Raw genomic sequence first — 16,084 nt, 5'->3', positions numbered from 1 at the left:
CTCCACAAGTATTCTTGTGGGGATTTTTCTTGAAAAGGCATGCAGTCAATCGCTGTTGAAAAACCTTAAAAATGATATAATTAAACTATATTTTGACAGAAACAGGATGCTCATGAAATTACTTTATACAGATATTCGCAATCCCTTAACAACGATTTTGGTGAAAGAAGCAGAACGCTTGGCACAGGAAGGTAAGCGCGTGTTTTATATTGCACCTAATTCTCTTTCATTTGAAAAGGAGAGCGCTGTTTTGGCTCTTTTAGAAAACCATGCTTCCTTTGCTATTACAGTGACACGTTTTGCGCAGATGGCACGTTATTTTGTCCTCAATGATGTGCAAAAGGGAGAAAACATAGATGATATTGGGCTTAGCATGCTCTTTTATAAAGTGCTTTCAGAAATGAATGAGCATGATTTGAGGGTGTATGGTGGCATTCGGACGGATGCACAATTTATTCAGCAATTGGTTGAGCTCTATCATGAACTGCAAGTCGCTCAGATGAGTTATACAGACCTAGACTATTTGGAAGAAGCAGAGAAAAAAGCAGATTTAATCAAGATTTTTCAAGTAGTGATGTATCAGCTTAATCAGAGTGAATTTACTTCTGATTCAAATATCATGGCCTTTACCCATCATATTATAGCAGGTGATGTGGATGAGGAACTGCAGGATTTAGTCTTGGTTATTGATGGGTTTACGCGCTTTTCGGCTGAGGAAGCTTATTTGATCGAGCTTTTGCATAATAAGGGTGTGGAAATTATCATCGGTGCTTATGCAAGTGAAAAAGCGTATCGTGCAAGTTTTCGAGAGGGCAATCTTTATCAGGCGAGTGTTGATTTCTTGCGACAGTTGGCAGGTAAATTTGAAGTGAAACCTGAATATATACCAGCAAGCCAGCCAGATGATGCTTTTGGAAAGATTTCAAAACTGTTAGAAAGTCGGTATGATTTCTCAGATGTTGACCTAAAGCTAACGGAGCAGGATCGCTCGCATGTGCAGATTTGGTCAACAGTCAATCAAAAAGAAGAATTAGAATATGTGGCAAAAAGCATTCGTCAGTTAGTTCATGATGAAGTTCGTTATAAGGATATTCGCGTTCTTTTGGGAGATGTGGAAGCGTATCATTTACAGTTAAAGACGATTTTTGATCAGTATCAAATCCCTTTTTATCTGGGACGAAGTGAGGCTATGGCTCATCACCCTTTGGTGCAATTTATTGAAGCTTTAGTGCGCCTAAAACACTACAATTTTCGAACGGAAGATTTGCTCAATCTCTTAAAAACAGGTCTTTATGGTCATTTAAAGCAAGAAGAACTAGACTTGTTTGAGCAATATATCCGTTTTGCAGACGTGAGAGGAATGAGTAAGTTTTCTAAAGAATTTACTCATAATCAACAACGAAAATTTAATCTAGTTCATATCAATCAATTAAGAAAAAATATAGTCACTCCTCTCTTGGAATTTTTTAAATCTCGCAGTCAAACAGCGACAGGCCTGCTTCAAAAATTTCATCAATTTTTAACAACAATTTCTTTTTCTCAGAATTTTGCTGGTTTAGTAGATTTTACGAATCCGCAAGATCAAGAACGGCAAGAAGAAGTTTGGAAAGCTTTTTGCCATGTTTTGGAACAATTTGCCAATGTCTTTTCAGCTAGCAAAGTCAATCTAGATGATTTTCTGACTCTGGTGCAGTCAGGAATGCTGTTATCTAATTATCGAACGATTCCAGCAACAGTAGACGTTGTGACCGTTCAGTCTTATGACTTGATTGAGCCGTTGTCAAGTCCTTTTGTTTACGCGATTGGTTTGACCCAAGACTATTTTCCCAAAATTGCACAAAATAAGACTCTTTTGTCAGATGAAGACCGTTTGTCGCTAAACGAAGTGACAGATGAGCATTCGGAATTGCTGATTGCTGCTCAGGAAAATCTCAAGAAAAATCGTTTTGTCGCCTTGTCACTTCTAAATGCTGCAACGGATAGATTGGTACTTTCCACTCCTCAGATTGTCAATGAAATAGAGAATGACATTTCTCCATATCTGTTGGAACTGCGTGAGCAACCAATTGCTTTGCCAATTGAGGTGAAGCATCCGCAGGCAACAAGTGATGATATTGGTACTTATCGTGCTTTATTGGCGAGGGTTATTGAGTTGAATCAAGGAGATATTGATAAAGAGCATTCTTTGACTGAGAAAGAACAGACTTTTTGGTCAGTAGCTGTACGAGTTTTGCGCAAAAAATTGGAAAGTGAAGGCATTTCGATTCCGAATGTCACGTCAAGTCTTGAGACAGAAACCTTGTCAGAGCAGACTTTGCAAATCCTTTATTCGCCTCATCAAGCATTTCTATTGTCGACTTCAGCTTTGACAGAATTTTATCGTAATCAGTATGCTTATTTTTTGAAGTATATTTTGGCTCTGCAAGAAGAAATGACAATTTACCCAGATGCGCGCAGTCATGGAAATTTTCTGCACCGTGTGTTTGAAAAAGTCGTGCACGATCAATCGAACGAGCAATTCGACATCCGTCTAGAAAAAGCCATTCAGGAAGTAAGCTGTGAACCGGAGTTTGAAGCTCTTTATACCGAAAGTGCCAAAGCATTGTTTGCTCATGAAGTTTTGCTTGACGCAGCGCGTGCGACAGGGCGTGTTCTAGAAAGAAATGATTTAGTAGAAACTATTCAGGAAGAGGCTGTTTTTGGGCAAGAGAGTGCAGAATTTTTAACCTTATCAGACGGACGCAACCTTCAAATTCGAGGAAAAGTTGACCGTATTGACCGATTGAGAAGTAATGACAGTCTGGGAATTGTGGATTATAAATCAAGTGACACAGATTTTGATTTTCAAAAATTTTTCAATGGTTTGAATTCTCAATTACCTACGTATCTAATGGCATTGAAACAAGAAAAGTGGACGAGTGATGAAGCACAGGTTTTTGGCGCCATGTATTTGCAGATGACCAATCCACTCGTACCTTTAGCGAAGACCAAGTCTCAGAGTGATGCAGTCAAAGAGGTGATGAAAACGTTAGAATACAAGGGGCTATTTCTATCGGAGCAAGCTTATCAGCTCAATGATTTGTATAATAAAAAGAAAGTCAATTTATTAAGTCAAGAAGAGCTAGAAACTTTGTTAGCTTATAATGCACTCTTGTACCGTCGTGCTGCCGAGCAGATATTGGCAGGGCATTTTAAGATTAATCCTTATACAGAAAATGGCAAAAGTATTGCACCTTTTGTGGAGCAGTACAAGTCGATTACGGGCTTTGAAGCCAATCTTCACCTTTCTAGAGCCCGACATTTGGTTAAGCTAGATAAGCACTCAGCAGGTGAAAAAAAACGTCAAGCGTGGATAGAAAAGATGAAGGAGGAGCTAGAAAAATGAAGAGACTACCATTTTTGAATCAAGCAGAAATTTGTGCTTTGCAGCATCAAGAAGCACAGTCTAATAAAACTCAAAAACGTACAGCAGAGCAAATCGAAGCTATCTACTCCTCTGGTCAAAACATTCTTGTGTCTGCTTCTGCAGGATCAGGAAAAACTTTTGTAATGGTGCAGCGGATTATTGATCAAATTCTGCGGGGAGTTCGTATTGAGCAGCTCTTCATTTCAACTTTCACCGTCAAAGCAGCTAGTGAATTAAAAGAGCGCTTGGAGAAAGAGTTGTCCAAGGCTTTGAAAGAAACAAATGATGAGGAATTAAAACAACACTTGGCTCAGCAATTAGCCGATATTCCGAATGCAGATATTGGAACCATGGACTCTTTTACCCAAAAAGTCCTGAATAAATATGGTTATCTATTGGAATTGGCGCCAAATTTTCGCATTTTGCAGAATGCGAGTGAGCAGTTATTGCTACAAAACGAAGTTTTTGAGCAAGTTTTTGAAGACTTCTATCAATCTGATCAGGCTGCTTTGTTTAAAAAATTAGTCAAAAACTTTACAGGTCAGAGAAAAGATTTGCTTGGTTTTCGAGAGCAAGTTTATAAGATTTATTCTTTTTTGCAGTCTACTAGTAGTCCAATAGAATGGTTGGAAAAAGACTTTTTGAAAGGCTATGAGTTTGCAGATTTCCAAGAAGAAAAAGCGCAACTTTTAGCACAAACAAAAGAAGCCCTCTTTGATTTAGAAGATTTTTTTAGCTATCATTTGGTTCATGAAGCCAAGGAATTTCCTAAAGCAAAATATCTTGAAAATGTGCAGCGTGTGCTTGATGGTCTGGCAAGCTTACAAGGACAATCCTCTGAGGAAGCCTATCTCACAGCGCTCAATAACATTGTAGAGATATCGCGGGCCAACAATGGGAAAGCCTTGACGAACAGCGGACGAAAAGAAGAATTAAAAGAAATTATTAACGCCTATAACGAAAAACGCAAAGAAAAAATTCAAGTTTTACGAGACTTGGCAGATCAATTTTATCGTTTTGAATTTCAAATGACCTACCATGAGGAAGCAAAAGAAATTTTGCTTGTTTTGCAGCAATTTATGAAATCGTTTGTTACAAGCTATTTGAATCGCAAAAAAGAAGAAAATGCTTTTGAATTTGCGGACATTAGTCATTTTGCTATTCAGATTTTAGAAGAATGTTCGGATGTGCGTCAGTTTTATAGGAACAAATACCATGAAGTCATGGTAGATGAGTATCAAGATACCAACCACACGCAAGAGCGGATGCTAGAACTGTTATCAAATGGGGGTAATCGCTTTATGGTGGGGGATATTAAACAGTCTATTTACCGTTTTCGTCAAGCGGATCCACAGATTTTTAATGAAAAATTCAAATTGTATCAAAGCGATAGTCAACAAGGGAAATTGATTGTCTTAAAAGAGAATTTTCGCAGTCATTTGGAAGTCTTGGAAGCCACCAATGATGTTTTTAAGCGCCTCATGGATGAAGAAGTGGGAGAAATTGATTACAATGAAACGCATTATCTGGTAGCTGGAAATCCCGATAAGAAAGAACCAAATCCCTTGTATCAGACAGAGTTTCTCATTTATGACGGAACTCTTGAGACAGATAATGAGGAGAACGACAAAGATGTTTCTTCTGTTTCTGCAGGAGAAGTGGCGCTGGTTATCAAAGAAATTATTCGTTTGCATAATGAAGAAAATGTCCAATTTGAGGATATTACTTTACTAACAGCTTCACGCACACGCAACGATATGATTCTAGCTGAGTTCGCTAAATATGGTATTCCAATCGTTTCAGACGGTGGTGAGGACAATTACCTTCAGTCTGTTGAAGTCATGGTGATGTTAGACACCTTGCGTACAATTAACAACCCTCTCAATGACTATGCTTTAGTGGCGCTTTTAAAGTCGCCCATGTTCAACTTTACAGAAGATGAATTGGCACGTTTAGCTTTGCAAAAGAAGGTGACTGAGGCAAATTATGTTGTCCATCAGGAAAATCTCTATGAGAAGTTGAAGAATGCTCTGAATGGGTACGGGCAATATCCTGAACTTATCACGCCTCCTCTTTTAAAAAAAATCCAGCAATTTCAAGAAACACTACAGGCTTGGCGAGAGTATGCAAAAACAAATTCACTATATGATTTGCTTTGGAAAATTTATCAAGATCGTTTTTATTACGATTATGTGGGAGCTTTACCAAATGGAGCGGGACGTCAAGCTAATCTCTATGCCCTTACTTTGCGCGCAAATGATTACGAAAAAATGAGTTTTAAAGGCTTGTCACGTTTTATCGGGATGATTGATAAAATTTTAGAAACTCAAAATGACTTGGCAAGTGTCGTTGTTGCAGCTCCGAAACACGCGGTTCGCCTGATGACAGTTCATAAGAGCAAAGGTTTGGAATTTAAATATGTCTTTTTGCTCAATATGGACAAAGTTTTCAATCGTAAAGATAGCAGTTCCGCTTTGATTCTCAGTCGTCAAAATGGCGTTGGTATCAAGTATGTAGCTGATGTAGCAGTAGATGTTGCTGATAAGTTAGCTCCAAACCATGTTCGTTTGTCTATTAATACTCTGCCTTATGAGCAAAATGAGCGTGAGATTCATCTAGCCAGTATTTCTGAACAAATGCGTCTACTCTATGTCGCCATGACACGCGCTGAAAGGAAACTGTATTTAGTTGGTAAAGGTCATCAGAACAGTTTGGAGAAAAAAGGCTTCCCTACTCCAGTGAAGGAGCATTTAGCTGCATCTACCAGGCAAAGTATGACAAGTTTTCAAGATTGGATGTGGGCTTTACATGTAGTATTTGAGAAAGATAATCTAGCTTTTTCAACGCGATTTGTGACAGATAGTGATTTGACGGATGAAAAAATAGGTCAACTGGAATTGAAAGACGCGATTATTGAAGAGAGTATGGTGCATAATCGCCAATCTGAGGATATTCGTAGGGCTTTGGATATTTTGGAAAATGTAGATCGATTGAATACCAAGTATCAAGCTGCCATCCATTTACCGAGTGTTCGAACACCGAGTCAAATTAAGAAATTTTATGAACCGATTATGGATACAGACGGCGTTGAAATTATGGAGAAAAGGAATCCGACCATTGTAGGAAAAGCTTCTTTTGAGCTACCAAATTTTGCTAAAAAAGCTCCAGTTACAGGAGCGCAAATCGGTAGCGCTGTCCATGAACTGATGCAGCGTATTCCTTTGGATCAAGCCCCTACGATAGCTATTTTGAGAAAAGTTTTAAAACAGGTTCAGGCAGAAGAAAGTGTTAAAAAGAAAATTGATTTGCAAAAGATAGCTAGTTTCTTTGGGACTGAACTTGGACAGCTCCTTTTGAAGTATACAGACAGAGTATATCGTGAAGCTCCTTTTGCTATGTTAAAGCAGGATCCAGCAAGTGGACAATATTTTGTAGTCCGTGGGATTCTGGACGGTTATCTACTGCTGACGGACCGAATCATTCTCTTTGATTACAAGACGGATCGATATACAAATCCAAGTGAATTAGTGGAGCGCTACCAAGCACAATTAGCACTTTATGCTGAAGCTCTTAGTCGTTCATACAGTATTGAAAAAGTTGAAAAATACTTAGTGTTGTTAGGCGGAGCACAGCTTCAAGTGGTGAAAGTAGAATAGATAAATCGCCCTCTTATTCACGAATGTTTTCTTCATAAAAATTAAAAATAGTTCCTAAATTTTGTGTTTTATTGAAAATATTGCTTGAAAATTTCAGAAAAGTTCGATAAAATAATAGTAAATCAGAGAGTGGAGGAAAAATATTTGAAATTAGATCGTAATTTTGCGATTTGCTACTATAAAATAAATAGAAAAGGCAGCTTTGTGCGGCCTTTTTATAAAGCTATATGGACCTTTATGAAAATTTTCATTTAAGTAGCTTTGATATGTTAGTGGCTATTTAGTAGGAATGGAATGAAAATTTTAGAATTCCAACAAAATCTAGTTATTTTTAATAATAGTGAGTATTATTTGAAGAAAAGTTCGGTTTTGCGAATTTTTTGTAATAATATTGGAAATTTACTTGAAAAGCAATAGGAAAAATAGTAAAATAGAATCATAGAAAACGCTTACAAAACGAGGTGAAAAAATGGATAGACAAGAAGCATTGAGAACTTTTACCACAGGTGAAAATTTCCATTTGCAGCACTATTTGGGGGCTCATCAAGATGAAGTAGATGGGCAAAGTGGCTATACATTTCGTGTATGGGCACCGAATGCTCAGAGTGTGCATCTGATTGGAGACTTTACCGACTGGTATGAAAATCAAATCCCTATGGCACGTAATGAAGGTGGCGTATGGGAAGTGTTTACGGATTTACCTAAGGAAGGAGACATTTACAAATACAACATCAAACGAAGTAGCGGGCAAGAAATTTTGAAAATTGATCCGCTGGCAGTTTATTTTGAAAAACGTCCTGGTACAGGTGCAGTAATTCGGACGATTCCAGAAAAGAAATGGAAAGATGGTCTATGGTTAGCTCGCAGAAAACGTTGGGGATTTTTCTCACGTCCAGTGAATATTTACGAAGCTCATGCAGGTTCCTGGAAGAAAAATGAGGATGGTAGCCCGTATTCATTTGCTCAATTAAAAGATGAACTGATTCCTTATTTGGTTAAAATGAATTATACTCATGTGGAATTCATGCCACTAATGGCGCATCCACTTGGATTGAGCTGGGGTTATCAGCTAATGGGATATTTTGCACTTGAGCACACGTATGGAACGCCTGAAGAGTTTCGTGATTTTGTTGAAGAATGTCATGTCAATAATATCGGAGTTATCGTTGACTGGGTGCCGGGTCATTTTACTATCAATGATGATGCCTTGGCTTATTATGACGGTACACCTACGTTTGAATATCAGGATCATGACCGTGCCCATAATTACGGCTGGGGCGCTCTTAACTTTGACTTAGGAAAGAATGAAGTGCAGTCTTTCTTGATTTCTAGTATCAAGTTTTGGATTGACTTTTATCACTTAGACGGAATCCGTGTGGATGCTGTTAGCAACATGCTCTACCTAGATTATGATAGTGGTCCATGGCAACCAAATATTGACGGGGGCAATCGCAACTACGAAGGCTATTACTTCCTTCAACGCTTGAACACGGTTATCAAACTGGCTCATCCAGATGTCATGATGATTGCAGAGGAAAGCACGAGTGATACAAAGATTACAGGTATGGCAGAAATGGGTGGTCTTGGATTTGACTACAAGTGGAACATGGGCTGGATGAATGACATTCTGCGCTTCTACGAAGAAGACCCAATTTACCGCAAGTATGATTTTAATCTAGTAACCTTTAGTTTTATGTATGCTTTCTCTGAAAACTTCTTACTGCCATTCTCTCATGACGAAGTGGTACATGGTAAGAAGAGTCTCATGCATAAGATGTGGGGAGATCGCTATAATCAATTTGCTGGTCTGCGAAATCTTTATACTTATCAAATATGTCACCCAGGGAAGAAATTACTATTTATGGGCAGCGAATGGGGACAATTCTTAGAATGGAAATGCGAAGAATCTTTAGAATGGCGTGATTTGGCTGATAATATGAATGCCAAGATGCAGCATTTCACTTCTCAGCTCAATCAGCTTTATAAAGAAAATCGCGTTTTGTGGGAAAATGACTTGAGTTGGGACGGTTTAGAGATTATTGATGCGGATAATACAGATCAAAGTGTACTTTCCTTTATTCGGAAAAATGACAAGGGAGATATGTTAGTTTGCGTCTTTAATATGGCTCCGGTAGAACGCAAAGACTTTACCATTGGTGTTCCGGTAGCAGCCATATATGAAGAAATTTGGAATACGGAATTAGAAGAATGGGGAGGTGTGTGGAAAGAACACAATCAAACAGTTCAGTCTCAAGAAGGCTTGTGGAAGGATTATCCTCAGACGTTGACCTTTACTTTGCCAGCATTAGGGGCAAGTATTTGGAAAATTAAACGTCGTGTGAAATCAGCAAATGGAAGTAAGAAGTCCAAAAAGGAGTAACAGATGAAGAATGAAATGCTAGCTTTGATTCTTGCCGGTGGGCAAGGAACACGCCTTGGAAAACTCACTCAAAGTATTGCCAAACCAGCAGTACAATTTGGTGGACGCTACCGTATCATTGACTTTGCTTTGTCCAATTGTGCCAATTCAGGAATTCATAATGTTGGTGTCATTACTCAATACCAACCATTAGCTTTGAATAGTCATATTGGAAATGGTTCTAGTTGGGGACTGGATGGTATTAACACAGGAGTTTCTATTCTCCAGCCATATTCAGCAAGTGAGGGCAATCGTTGGTTTGAAGGAACTAGTCATGCGATTTATCAAAACATTGATTATATTGATACTATCAATCCTGAGTATGTCTTGATTTTGTCTGGTGACCACATTTACAAAATGGACTACGATGATATGCTTCAATCTCACAAGGACAACAACGCCAGTCTGACGGTAGCTGTTCTGGATGTTCCTTTAAAAGAAGCGAGTCGTTTTGGTATTATGAATACAGATGCCAATAACCGCATTGTCGAGTTTGAAGAAAAACCAGCTGAACCTAAGTCTACTAAGGCTTCTATGGGGATTTATATCTTTGACTGGAAACGCCTGCGTAATATGCTGGTAGCTGCTGAAAAGAGCAATGTAGATATGTCTGACTTCGGTAAGAATGTTATTCCAAATTATCTTGAATCCGGCGAAAGTGTCTATGCTTATGAATTTAAGGGATATTGGAAAGATGTTGGAACGATTGAGTCACTTTGGGAAGCCAATATGGAGTATATTGACCCAAACAATGCTTTAGACAGCCGGGATCGTCAATGGAAAATTTATTCACGTAACTTGATTTCTCCACCAAACTTCCTTGGAGAAAATGCTCATGTAGAAGATTCTTTGGTTGTGGACGGCTGTTTGGTAGATGGCACGGTTAAGCATTCCATTCTTTCTACGGAAGCTCAAGTGCGTAAAGATGCAGTTGTAGAAGATTCTGTGATTATGAGTGGTGCTATCATTGGTCAAGGTGCAAAAATCAAACGTGCTATTATCGGTGAAGGAGCTATCATTTCTGATGGTGTAGAAATTGATGGAACAGACGAAGTACAAGTTATCGGATACAATGAGAAAGTGGGGGTACCATCAGATGAAGATTGATAAATATTCAGCAATTTTAGGAAATACAGTTGGATTTCATGATATGTCTACTTTGACAAATCATCGTCCAGTTGCCAGTTTGCCGTTTGGTGGGAAATATCGTTTAATTGACTTTCCGTTGTCTAGTCTGGCCAATGCAGGGATTCGGAGCGTCTTTGGCATTTTCCAACAAGATAATATTAGTTCTGTCTTTGACCATATCCGTTCTGGACGTGAATGGGGGCTGTCTACTCTTTTGAGTCACTACTATCTTGGTATTTATAATACGCGCGTAGAAAGTTCTACTGTTGGCAAAGAATACTACGAGCAATTATTGACCTACTTAAAACGTTCGGGCAGCGATCAAACGGTAGCATTGAACTGTGATGTTTTGGTGAACATCGACTTGAACCAAGTCTTCCACTTACATGGTACAACTGATCAACCAATCACAGTTGTCTATAAAAAATTACCAAAAGAAGAAATTTCCGAAGTCAATGCTGTTTTGGAAATTGATGAAACAGATCATGTGAAAAATCACCATCTTTTTGATGATAAAAAAGATCAGGATTTGTACAACATGTCAACGGATATCTTTGTTGTGGATACACCTTGGCTGATTGAAAAGTTAGAAATAGAAGCACAAAAAGAATTTCCTCAAAAATTACGTTATGTTTTACGTGATTTAGCTGCTCAGGAAAAAGCGTTTGCTTATGAATATACGGGTTATTTAGCAAATATTCATTCTGTCACTTCGTACTTCAATGCCAATATTGATATGCTTGATTCACAAAAATTCTATTCCCTTTTCTCTCCAAATCAAAAGATTTATACTAAAGTAAAAAACGAAGAGCCAACTTATTATGCAGTCGGTTCTAAGGTTTCAAATGCTCAATTTGCTTCCGGCAGTATTATTGAAGGAGAAGTGAGTGGTTCTGTCATTTCTCGTAATACTCGTATTAAAAAAGGAAGTCGTGTAAAAAACAGTATTCTTTTCCCACGTGTCCTTATTGGCGAAAATGCTGTTGTAGAATATGCAATCTTAGATAAGGGTGTTGAGGTTGCTGAGAATGTGACCGTTCGAGGAACAGTTGATAACCCAGTTGTTCTTAAAAAAGGCGAAAAAGTGACAGAGGATAGAATTCAATGAAAATTTTATTTGTAGCAGCAGAAGGTGCACCTTTTTCTAAAACAGGAGGATTGGGAGACGTCATTGGCGCTCTCCCTAAATCTCTTGTGAAAGCTGGTCATGAAGTGGGAGTGGTGTTGCCTTATTACGATATGGTAGAGACTAAATTCGGCGACCAAATGGAAGACTTGTTCCATTTTGAAGTAAAGGTCGGCTGGCGCGGTCAATATGTCGGTGTGAAACGTACAGTTTTAAATGGTGTAACCTTCTATTTTATAGACAATCAATACTATTTCTTTCGTGGTCATGTTTATGGTGATTTTGATGATGGTGAGCGTTTTGCTTATTTCCAAATGGCTGCTGTTGAGTTGATGGAAAGAGTAGATTTCATTCCAGATGTATTGCATGTGCATGATTATCATACCGCGATGATTCCATTTTTAGTGAAAGAAAAATACCATTGGATTCAAGCTTATCATGGAATTCGGACTGTTTTAACCATTCATAATTTAGAATTTCAAGGGCAATTTTCCGATGGCATGCTCTGGGATTTATTCGGAGTGGGTTATGAGCGCTATGCAGATGGAACATTGCGTTGGAATGACTGCCTCAACTGGATGAAAGCAGGGATTTTATATGCAGATCGTGTAACAACTGTATCACCAAGTTATGCACATGAAATTATGACACCAGAGTTCGGTTGCGGTTTGGATCAAATTTTGCGGATGGAGTCGGGTAAAGTCTCAGGTATTGTCAATGGAATCGATACAGATATTTATAATCCAGAAACAGATGCGTTACTGGATCATCATTTTAATAAAGATGATTTATCTGGCAAACTTGCTAATAAGCGTGCGTTGCAGGAAAAAGTTGGTCTACCTGTTCGAGATGATGTACCTCTAGTAGGGATTGTATCACGTTTGACTCGGCAAAAAGGTTTTGATTTAGTTGTGGATCAATTACACAATTTACTACAAGATGATGTACAAATTATCCTTTTAGGAACAGGAGATCCATCTTTTGAGCAATCATTTGCTTGGTTTGGTCAAGCTTATCCAGAAAAATTATCTGCCAATATCACTTTTGATGTGAAATTAGCCCAAGAAATTTATGCAGCTTGTGATATGTTCTTGATGCCGAGTCGCTTTGAGCCGTGTGGATTGTCCCAAATGATGGCAATGCGTTATGGAACATTGCCACTTGTACATGAAGTTGGTGGTCTTCGTGACACCGTTCAACCCTACAATGCTTACGAAGGAACAGGAACTGGATTTAGCTTTAATAATTTCTCAGGTTACTGGCTGAAATGGACATTTGACATGGCTATCGACTTATATTGCAATGATAAAGAAGCATGGTATAACCTTCAAATACAAGCTATGGAACGTGATTTTTCATGGGATACAGCTAGCCAAGCTTACAGTCATTTGTACCAATCTCTTTATTGATAGAAAGGAGTTTGCCGTTAAGAAATGGAACTAACAAAAGAGCAGTTTCTTCATGATTTTAAGGACATTTTGCATGAAGAACAATTGATTAAAGTAGAAGATGCCACTTCGGCAGAACTGTTTCAAACCTTAGCACGTACAATTCGTAAATACATCACTCCTATGTGGTTGGAGCGACGAAACAAATTAGTAGAAGACAAGCAAAAAATTGCTTATTACTTTTCTATTGAATTTTTGCCTGGGCGAATGCTGGAAACCAATTTACTAAATCTTGGAATCCTCGATGTTGTCAAAGAAGGATTTGATGAATTAGGTGTTGATTTTACAGCTGTCAAACAGGCTGAGTACGATATGGCGCTAGGGAATGGCGGTTTGGGTCGCTTAGCAGCAGCTTTTATGGATTCATTGGCAACCACAGGTTATCCTGGATTTGGTAATGGAATTCGCTATCGCTATGGATTATTCAAACAAAAAATTGTAGATGGCTATCAAGTCGAGTTGCCTGATGATTGGTTTGGTAGTCTCGGAAATGTTTGGGAAACACGTAAGGATCACGATGTTGTAGATGTTAAAATCTTTGGAAATGTCTATCTGCAAGCCAACAAAGAAGGGCGAATGCTTCCCATTTATGAAAATTCGCAAACTCTCCGTGCAGTACCTTACGATGTACCACAAATTGGTTTTGGAAATGACGTTGTTAACAATCTTCGTCTTTGGGATGTCGAAATTCCTGAAGAATATGAATTAGACTATCCAACGATTGAAGCGCGTCGCAAGGTACAGGATATTACGGCCATTCTTTACCCAGATGATTCAAGTTATGAAGGAAAAGAGCTACGCTTGATTCAAGAATATTTCATGACCAGTGCCGGTTTGCAGACCATTATCAAATCCTATCGGAAACAAGGTCTGCCTTTAGAGCAAATTCATGAAAAGGTATCGGTTCATATTAACGATACACACCCAGCAGTTGCACCAGCAGAATTTATGCGACTTCTGTTAGATGATTGCGGTCTTGAATGGGCAGACGCTTGGAATGCGACAGTTCAGACGATGAGCTATACCAATCATACCATCCTTTCAGAAGCCCTAGAAAGATGGGATGCGGAACTCTTTAAAAATGTTCTTCCTCGTGTTTATCAAATTATTCTTGAAATTGACAATCGTTATATTGCTGATATGGCTGCGCGTGGCATTGACCCACAAGTGATTGAACATACTCGGATTGTCAAAGATAATCAAATCCACATGGCACATTTGGCGATTATTGGCGGTCATTCGGTCAATGGAGTGGCCAAACTTCACACAGAACTTCTCAAAGAAGATACGTTGCGTGATTTTTATGCTATTTATCCTGAAAAATTCAATAATAAAACGAATGGCATCATTCAACGTCGTTGGTTGCAAATTGCAGATGAACCATTGTCAAATGAAATTGATCGTTTGATTGGTAAGGGCTGGCGGACGGATATTCATGAACTTCGTAGACTCTTAGACTACAAAGATGATCAGCATGTTTTGAGCGAATTTTATAATGTTAAGCAGGAAGCTAAAGCACGTTTAGCAGCTTTCATCAAAGAATCTACAGGAGTGGAAGTGTCAACGGAAGCTATCTTTGATGTGCAAGTGAAACGGCTTCACGCCTATAAGCGTCAATTGCTCAATTTGCTCCATATTCTTAAGCTATATTGGGATTTGAAAGATAATCCTGATAAAGATATGGTGCCGCGAGTTTTCATTTTTGGTGCTAAAGCAGCACCAGGTTATCATTTTGCAAAATCTGTTATTAAATTAATCAACGAAGTAGCAAATCTTGTGAATAATGATGAAAGTTTACAAGGCAAATTAAAAGTTGTTTTCCTTGAAAATTATCGTGTCAGTTTAGCTGAACTCATCATTCCTGCGGCAGATGTGTCTGAACAAATCTCTCTTGCTTCCAAAGAGGCTTCAGGAACATCCAATATGAAATTCATGATGACAGGAGCTATTACCTTGGCAACTCTTGACGGAGCTAATATTGAAATCAAAGATGAAGTTGGAGATGACAATATTGTGATTTTCGGTATGAACAAAAACGAAGTCTACGACCATTACGCACGTCATGATTATGATTCACGCGGTGTCTACGAAGACAATCCAGTCATTCGGCGTGTAGTTGATAGTTTCGTAAACGGAACCATTCCAAATGTCCGGAATGAAGGCGCTGAGATTTATGAAGCTTTGATTACACACAATGATGAATACTTCCTTCTAGAAGACTTTGCTTCGTACGTAGCTGCACAAGAAAAGATTGATCAACTCTATCGCGACAAAGAAAAATGGGCGCGTATGAGTCTTGTTAATATTGCAACGTCTGATAAATTCACATCAGATGATACGATTGAACAATACGCCAAAGAAATTTGGAACCTGAAAAAGGATTAAGCTAGGGGCTGGGACCTATCCAGCCTCTTTGTTGAAAAGTTAGTTTATTTCATTTGATAGAGGAAGATTTTGTGAAGTATCAGATTTCAATAAATAAGAACAAGATTACTATTTTTTTATAAAGGTAGATTTATAGTGAAACAAACTTCGTATTTTCGCTATCTAGGTTTATCATTATTGCAGAAATACCTTGCTTTTTTGGAAAATGAAGTAAATCCTTATAAAACGTTTCCAAAAGACAAAAACATTTGACAAAAAGAATTTTTAGGACTAAACTAAGTAAGTAAATTTTAAACATAAAGGAGAATTCATCATGAATTTAACATTTTTTGGATTATGTCTTGCCTGTATGGGTGTTTCGCTCGCTGAAGGTTTTTTAATGGCAAATCTATTTAAATCAGCATCACGTCAACCAGAAATCATTGGTCAGTTGAGAACGCTCATGATCATGGGGATTGCCTTTATCGAAGGTACTTTCTTCGTAACACTTGCGATGTCATTCATCATTAAATAAGA

At 38.3% G+C, this 16,084-nt stretch carries 8 protein-coding genes; all 8 read left to right on the top strand.

The window, feature by feature from the left end; translation table 11 throughout:
- Positions 1-112: 112 nt before the first annotated feature.
- The 8 genes from rexB (at position 113) to HMPREF2963_RS01210 (ending at position 16,082) form a co-directional block, all read left to right on the top strand.
- Positions 113-3,385, top strand: coding sequence for an ATP-dependent nuclease subunit B (gene rexB / locus HMPREF2963_RS01245; protein ID WP_070668113.1), 3,273 nt, complete (start codon positions 113-115; stop codon positions 3,383-3,385).
- Positions 3,382-7,062 (top strand): helicase-exonuclease AddAB subunit AddA, encoded by a 3,681-nt coding sequence (addA, locus tag HMPREF2963_RS01240; protein WP_070668111.1) that lies wholly within the window; start codon positions 3,382-3,384, stop codon positions 7,060-7,062. Before rexB ends, addA begins: the two co-directional genes overlap by 4 nt.
- A 469-nt stretch (positions 7,063-7,531) precedes the next feature.
- On the top strand, positions 7,532-9,442 hold the full coding sequence (gene glgB / locus HMPREF2963_RS01235; protein WP_022526692.1) for a 1,4-alpha-glucan branching protein GlgB: 1,911 nt from the start codon (positions 7,532-7,534) through the stop codon (positions 9,440-9,442).
- Positions 9,443-9,445: 3 nt separating this feature from the next.
- Entirely contained in the window at positions 9,446-10,588 is a 1,143-nt protein-coding gene (locus tag HMPREF2963_RS01230) for a glucose-1-phosphate adenylyltransferase (RefSeq protein ID WP_003025294.1), read from the top strand.
- Entirely contained in the window at positions 10,578-11,717 is a 1,140-nt protein-coding gene (glgD, locus tag HMPREF2963_RS01225) for a glucose-1-phosphate adenylyltransferase subunit GlgD (protein WP_003069762.1), read from the top strand. The genes HMPREF2963_RS01230 and glgD overlap by 11 nt, the downstream gene beginning before the upstream one ends.
- Positions 11,714-13,144 (top strand): glycogen synthase GlgA, encoded by a 1,431-nt coding sequence (glgA, locus tag HMPREF2963_RS01220; RefSeq protein ID WP_070668109.1) that lies wholly within the window; start codon positions 11,714-11,716, stop codon positions 13,142-13,144. The genes glgD and glgA overlap by 4 nt, the downstream gene beginning before the upstream one ends.
- Before the next feature lie 24 nt (positions 13,145-13,168).
- Complete coding sequence (locus HMPREF2963_RS01215; protein WP_039676884.1) at positions 13,169-15,568, top strand: glycogen/starch/alpha-glucan phosphorylase; 2,400 nt, start codon at positions 13,169-13,171, stop codon at positions 15,566-15,568.
- A 313-nt stretch (positions 15,569-15,881) separates the two neighbouring features.
- Positions 15,882-16,082 (top strand): F0F1 ATP synthase subunit C, encoded by a 201-nt coding sequence (locus tag HMPREF2963_RS01210; RefSeq protein ID WP_003025282.1) that lies wholly within the window; start codon positions 15,882-15,884, stop codon positions 16,080-16,082.
- Positions 16,083-16,084: the final 2 nt, after the last annotated feature.

This window comes from Streptococcus sp. HMSC067A03 (genome assembly GCF_001814295.1).
GTDB classification, from domain to species: Bacteria; Bacillota; Bacilli; order Lactobacillales; family Streptococcaceae; genus Streptococcus; species Streptococcus constellatus.
The sequence above is the reverse complement of the archived record's forward strand: the minus strand, read 5'-3'. Positions and strand labels throughout refer to the sequence as shown.

Excerpts from the sequence above, each read along its gene's own strand:
- HMPREF2963_RS01230 (WP_003025294.1), top strand. The coding sequence starts at position 9,446 with ATGAAGAATGAAATGCTAGCTTTGATTCTTGCCGGTGGGCAAGGAACA.
- glgD (WP_003069762.1), top strand. The coding sequence starts at position 10,578 with ATGAAGATTGATAAATATTCAGCAATTTTAGGAAATACAGTTGGATTT.
- HMPREF2963_RS01215 (WP_039676884.1), top strand. The coding sequence starts at position 13,169 with ATGGAACTAACAAAAGAGCAGTTTCTTCATGATTTTAAGGACATTTTG.
- rexB (WP_070668113.1), top strand. The coding sequence starts at position 113 with ATGAAATTACTTTATACAGATATTCGCAATCCCTTAACAACGATTTTG.
- addA (WP_070668111.1), top strand. The coding sequence starts at position 3,382 with ATGAAGAGACTACCATTTTTGAATCAAGCAGAAATTTGTGCTTTGCAG.
- HMPREF2963_RS01210 (WP_003025282.1), top strand. The coding sequence starts at position 15,882 with ATGAATTTAACATTTTTTGGATTATGTCTTGCCTGTATGGGTGTTTCG.
- glgB (WP_022526692.1), top strand. The coding sequence starts at position 7,532 with ATGGATAGACAAGAAGCATTGAGAACTTTTACCACAGGTGAAAATTTC.
- glgA (WP_070668109.1), top strand. The coding sequence starts at position 11,714 with ATGAAAATTTTATTTGTAGCAGCAGAAGGTGCACCTTTTTCTAAAACA.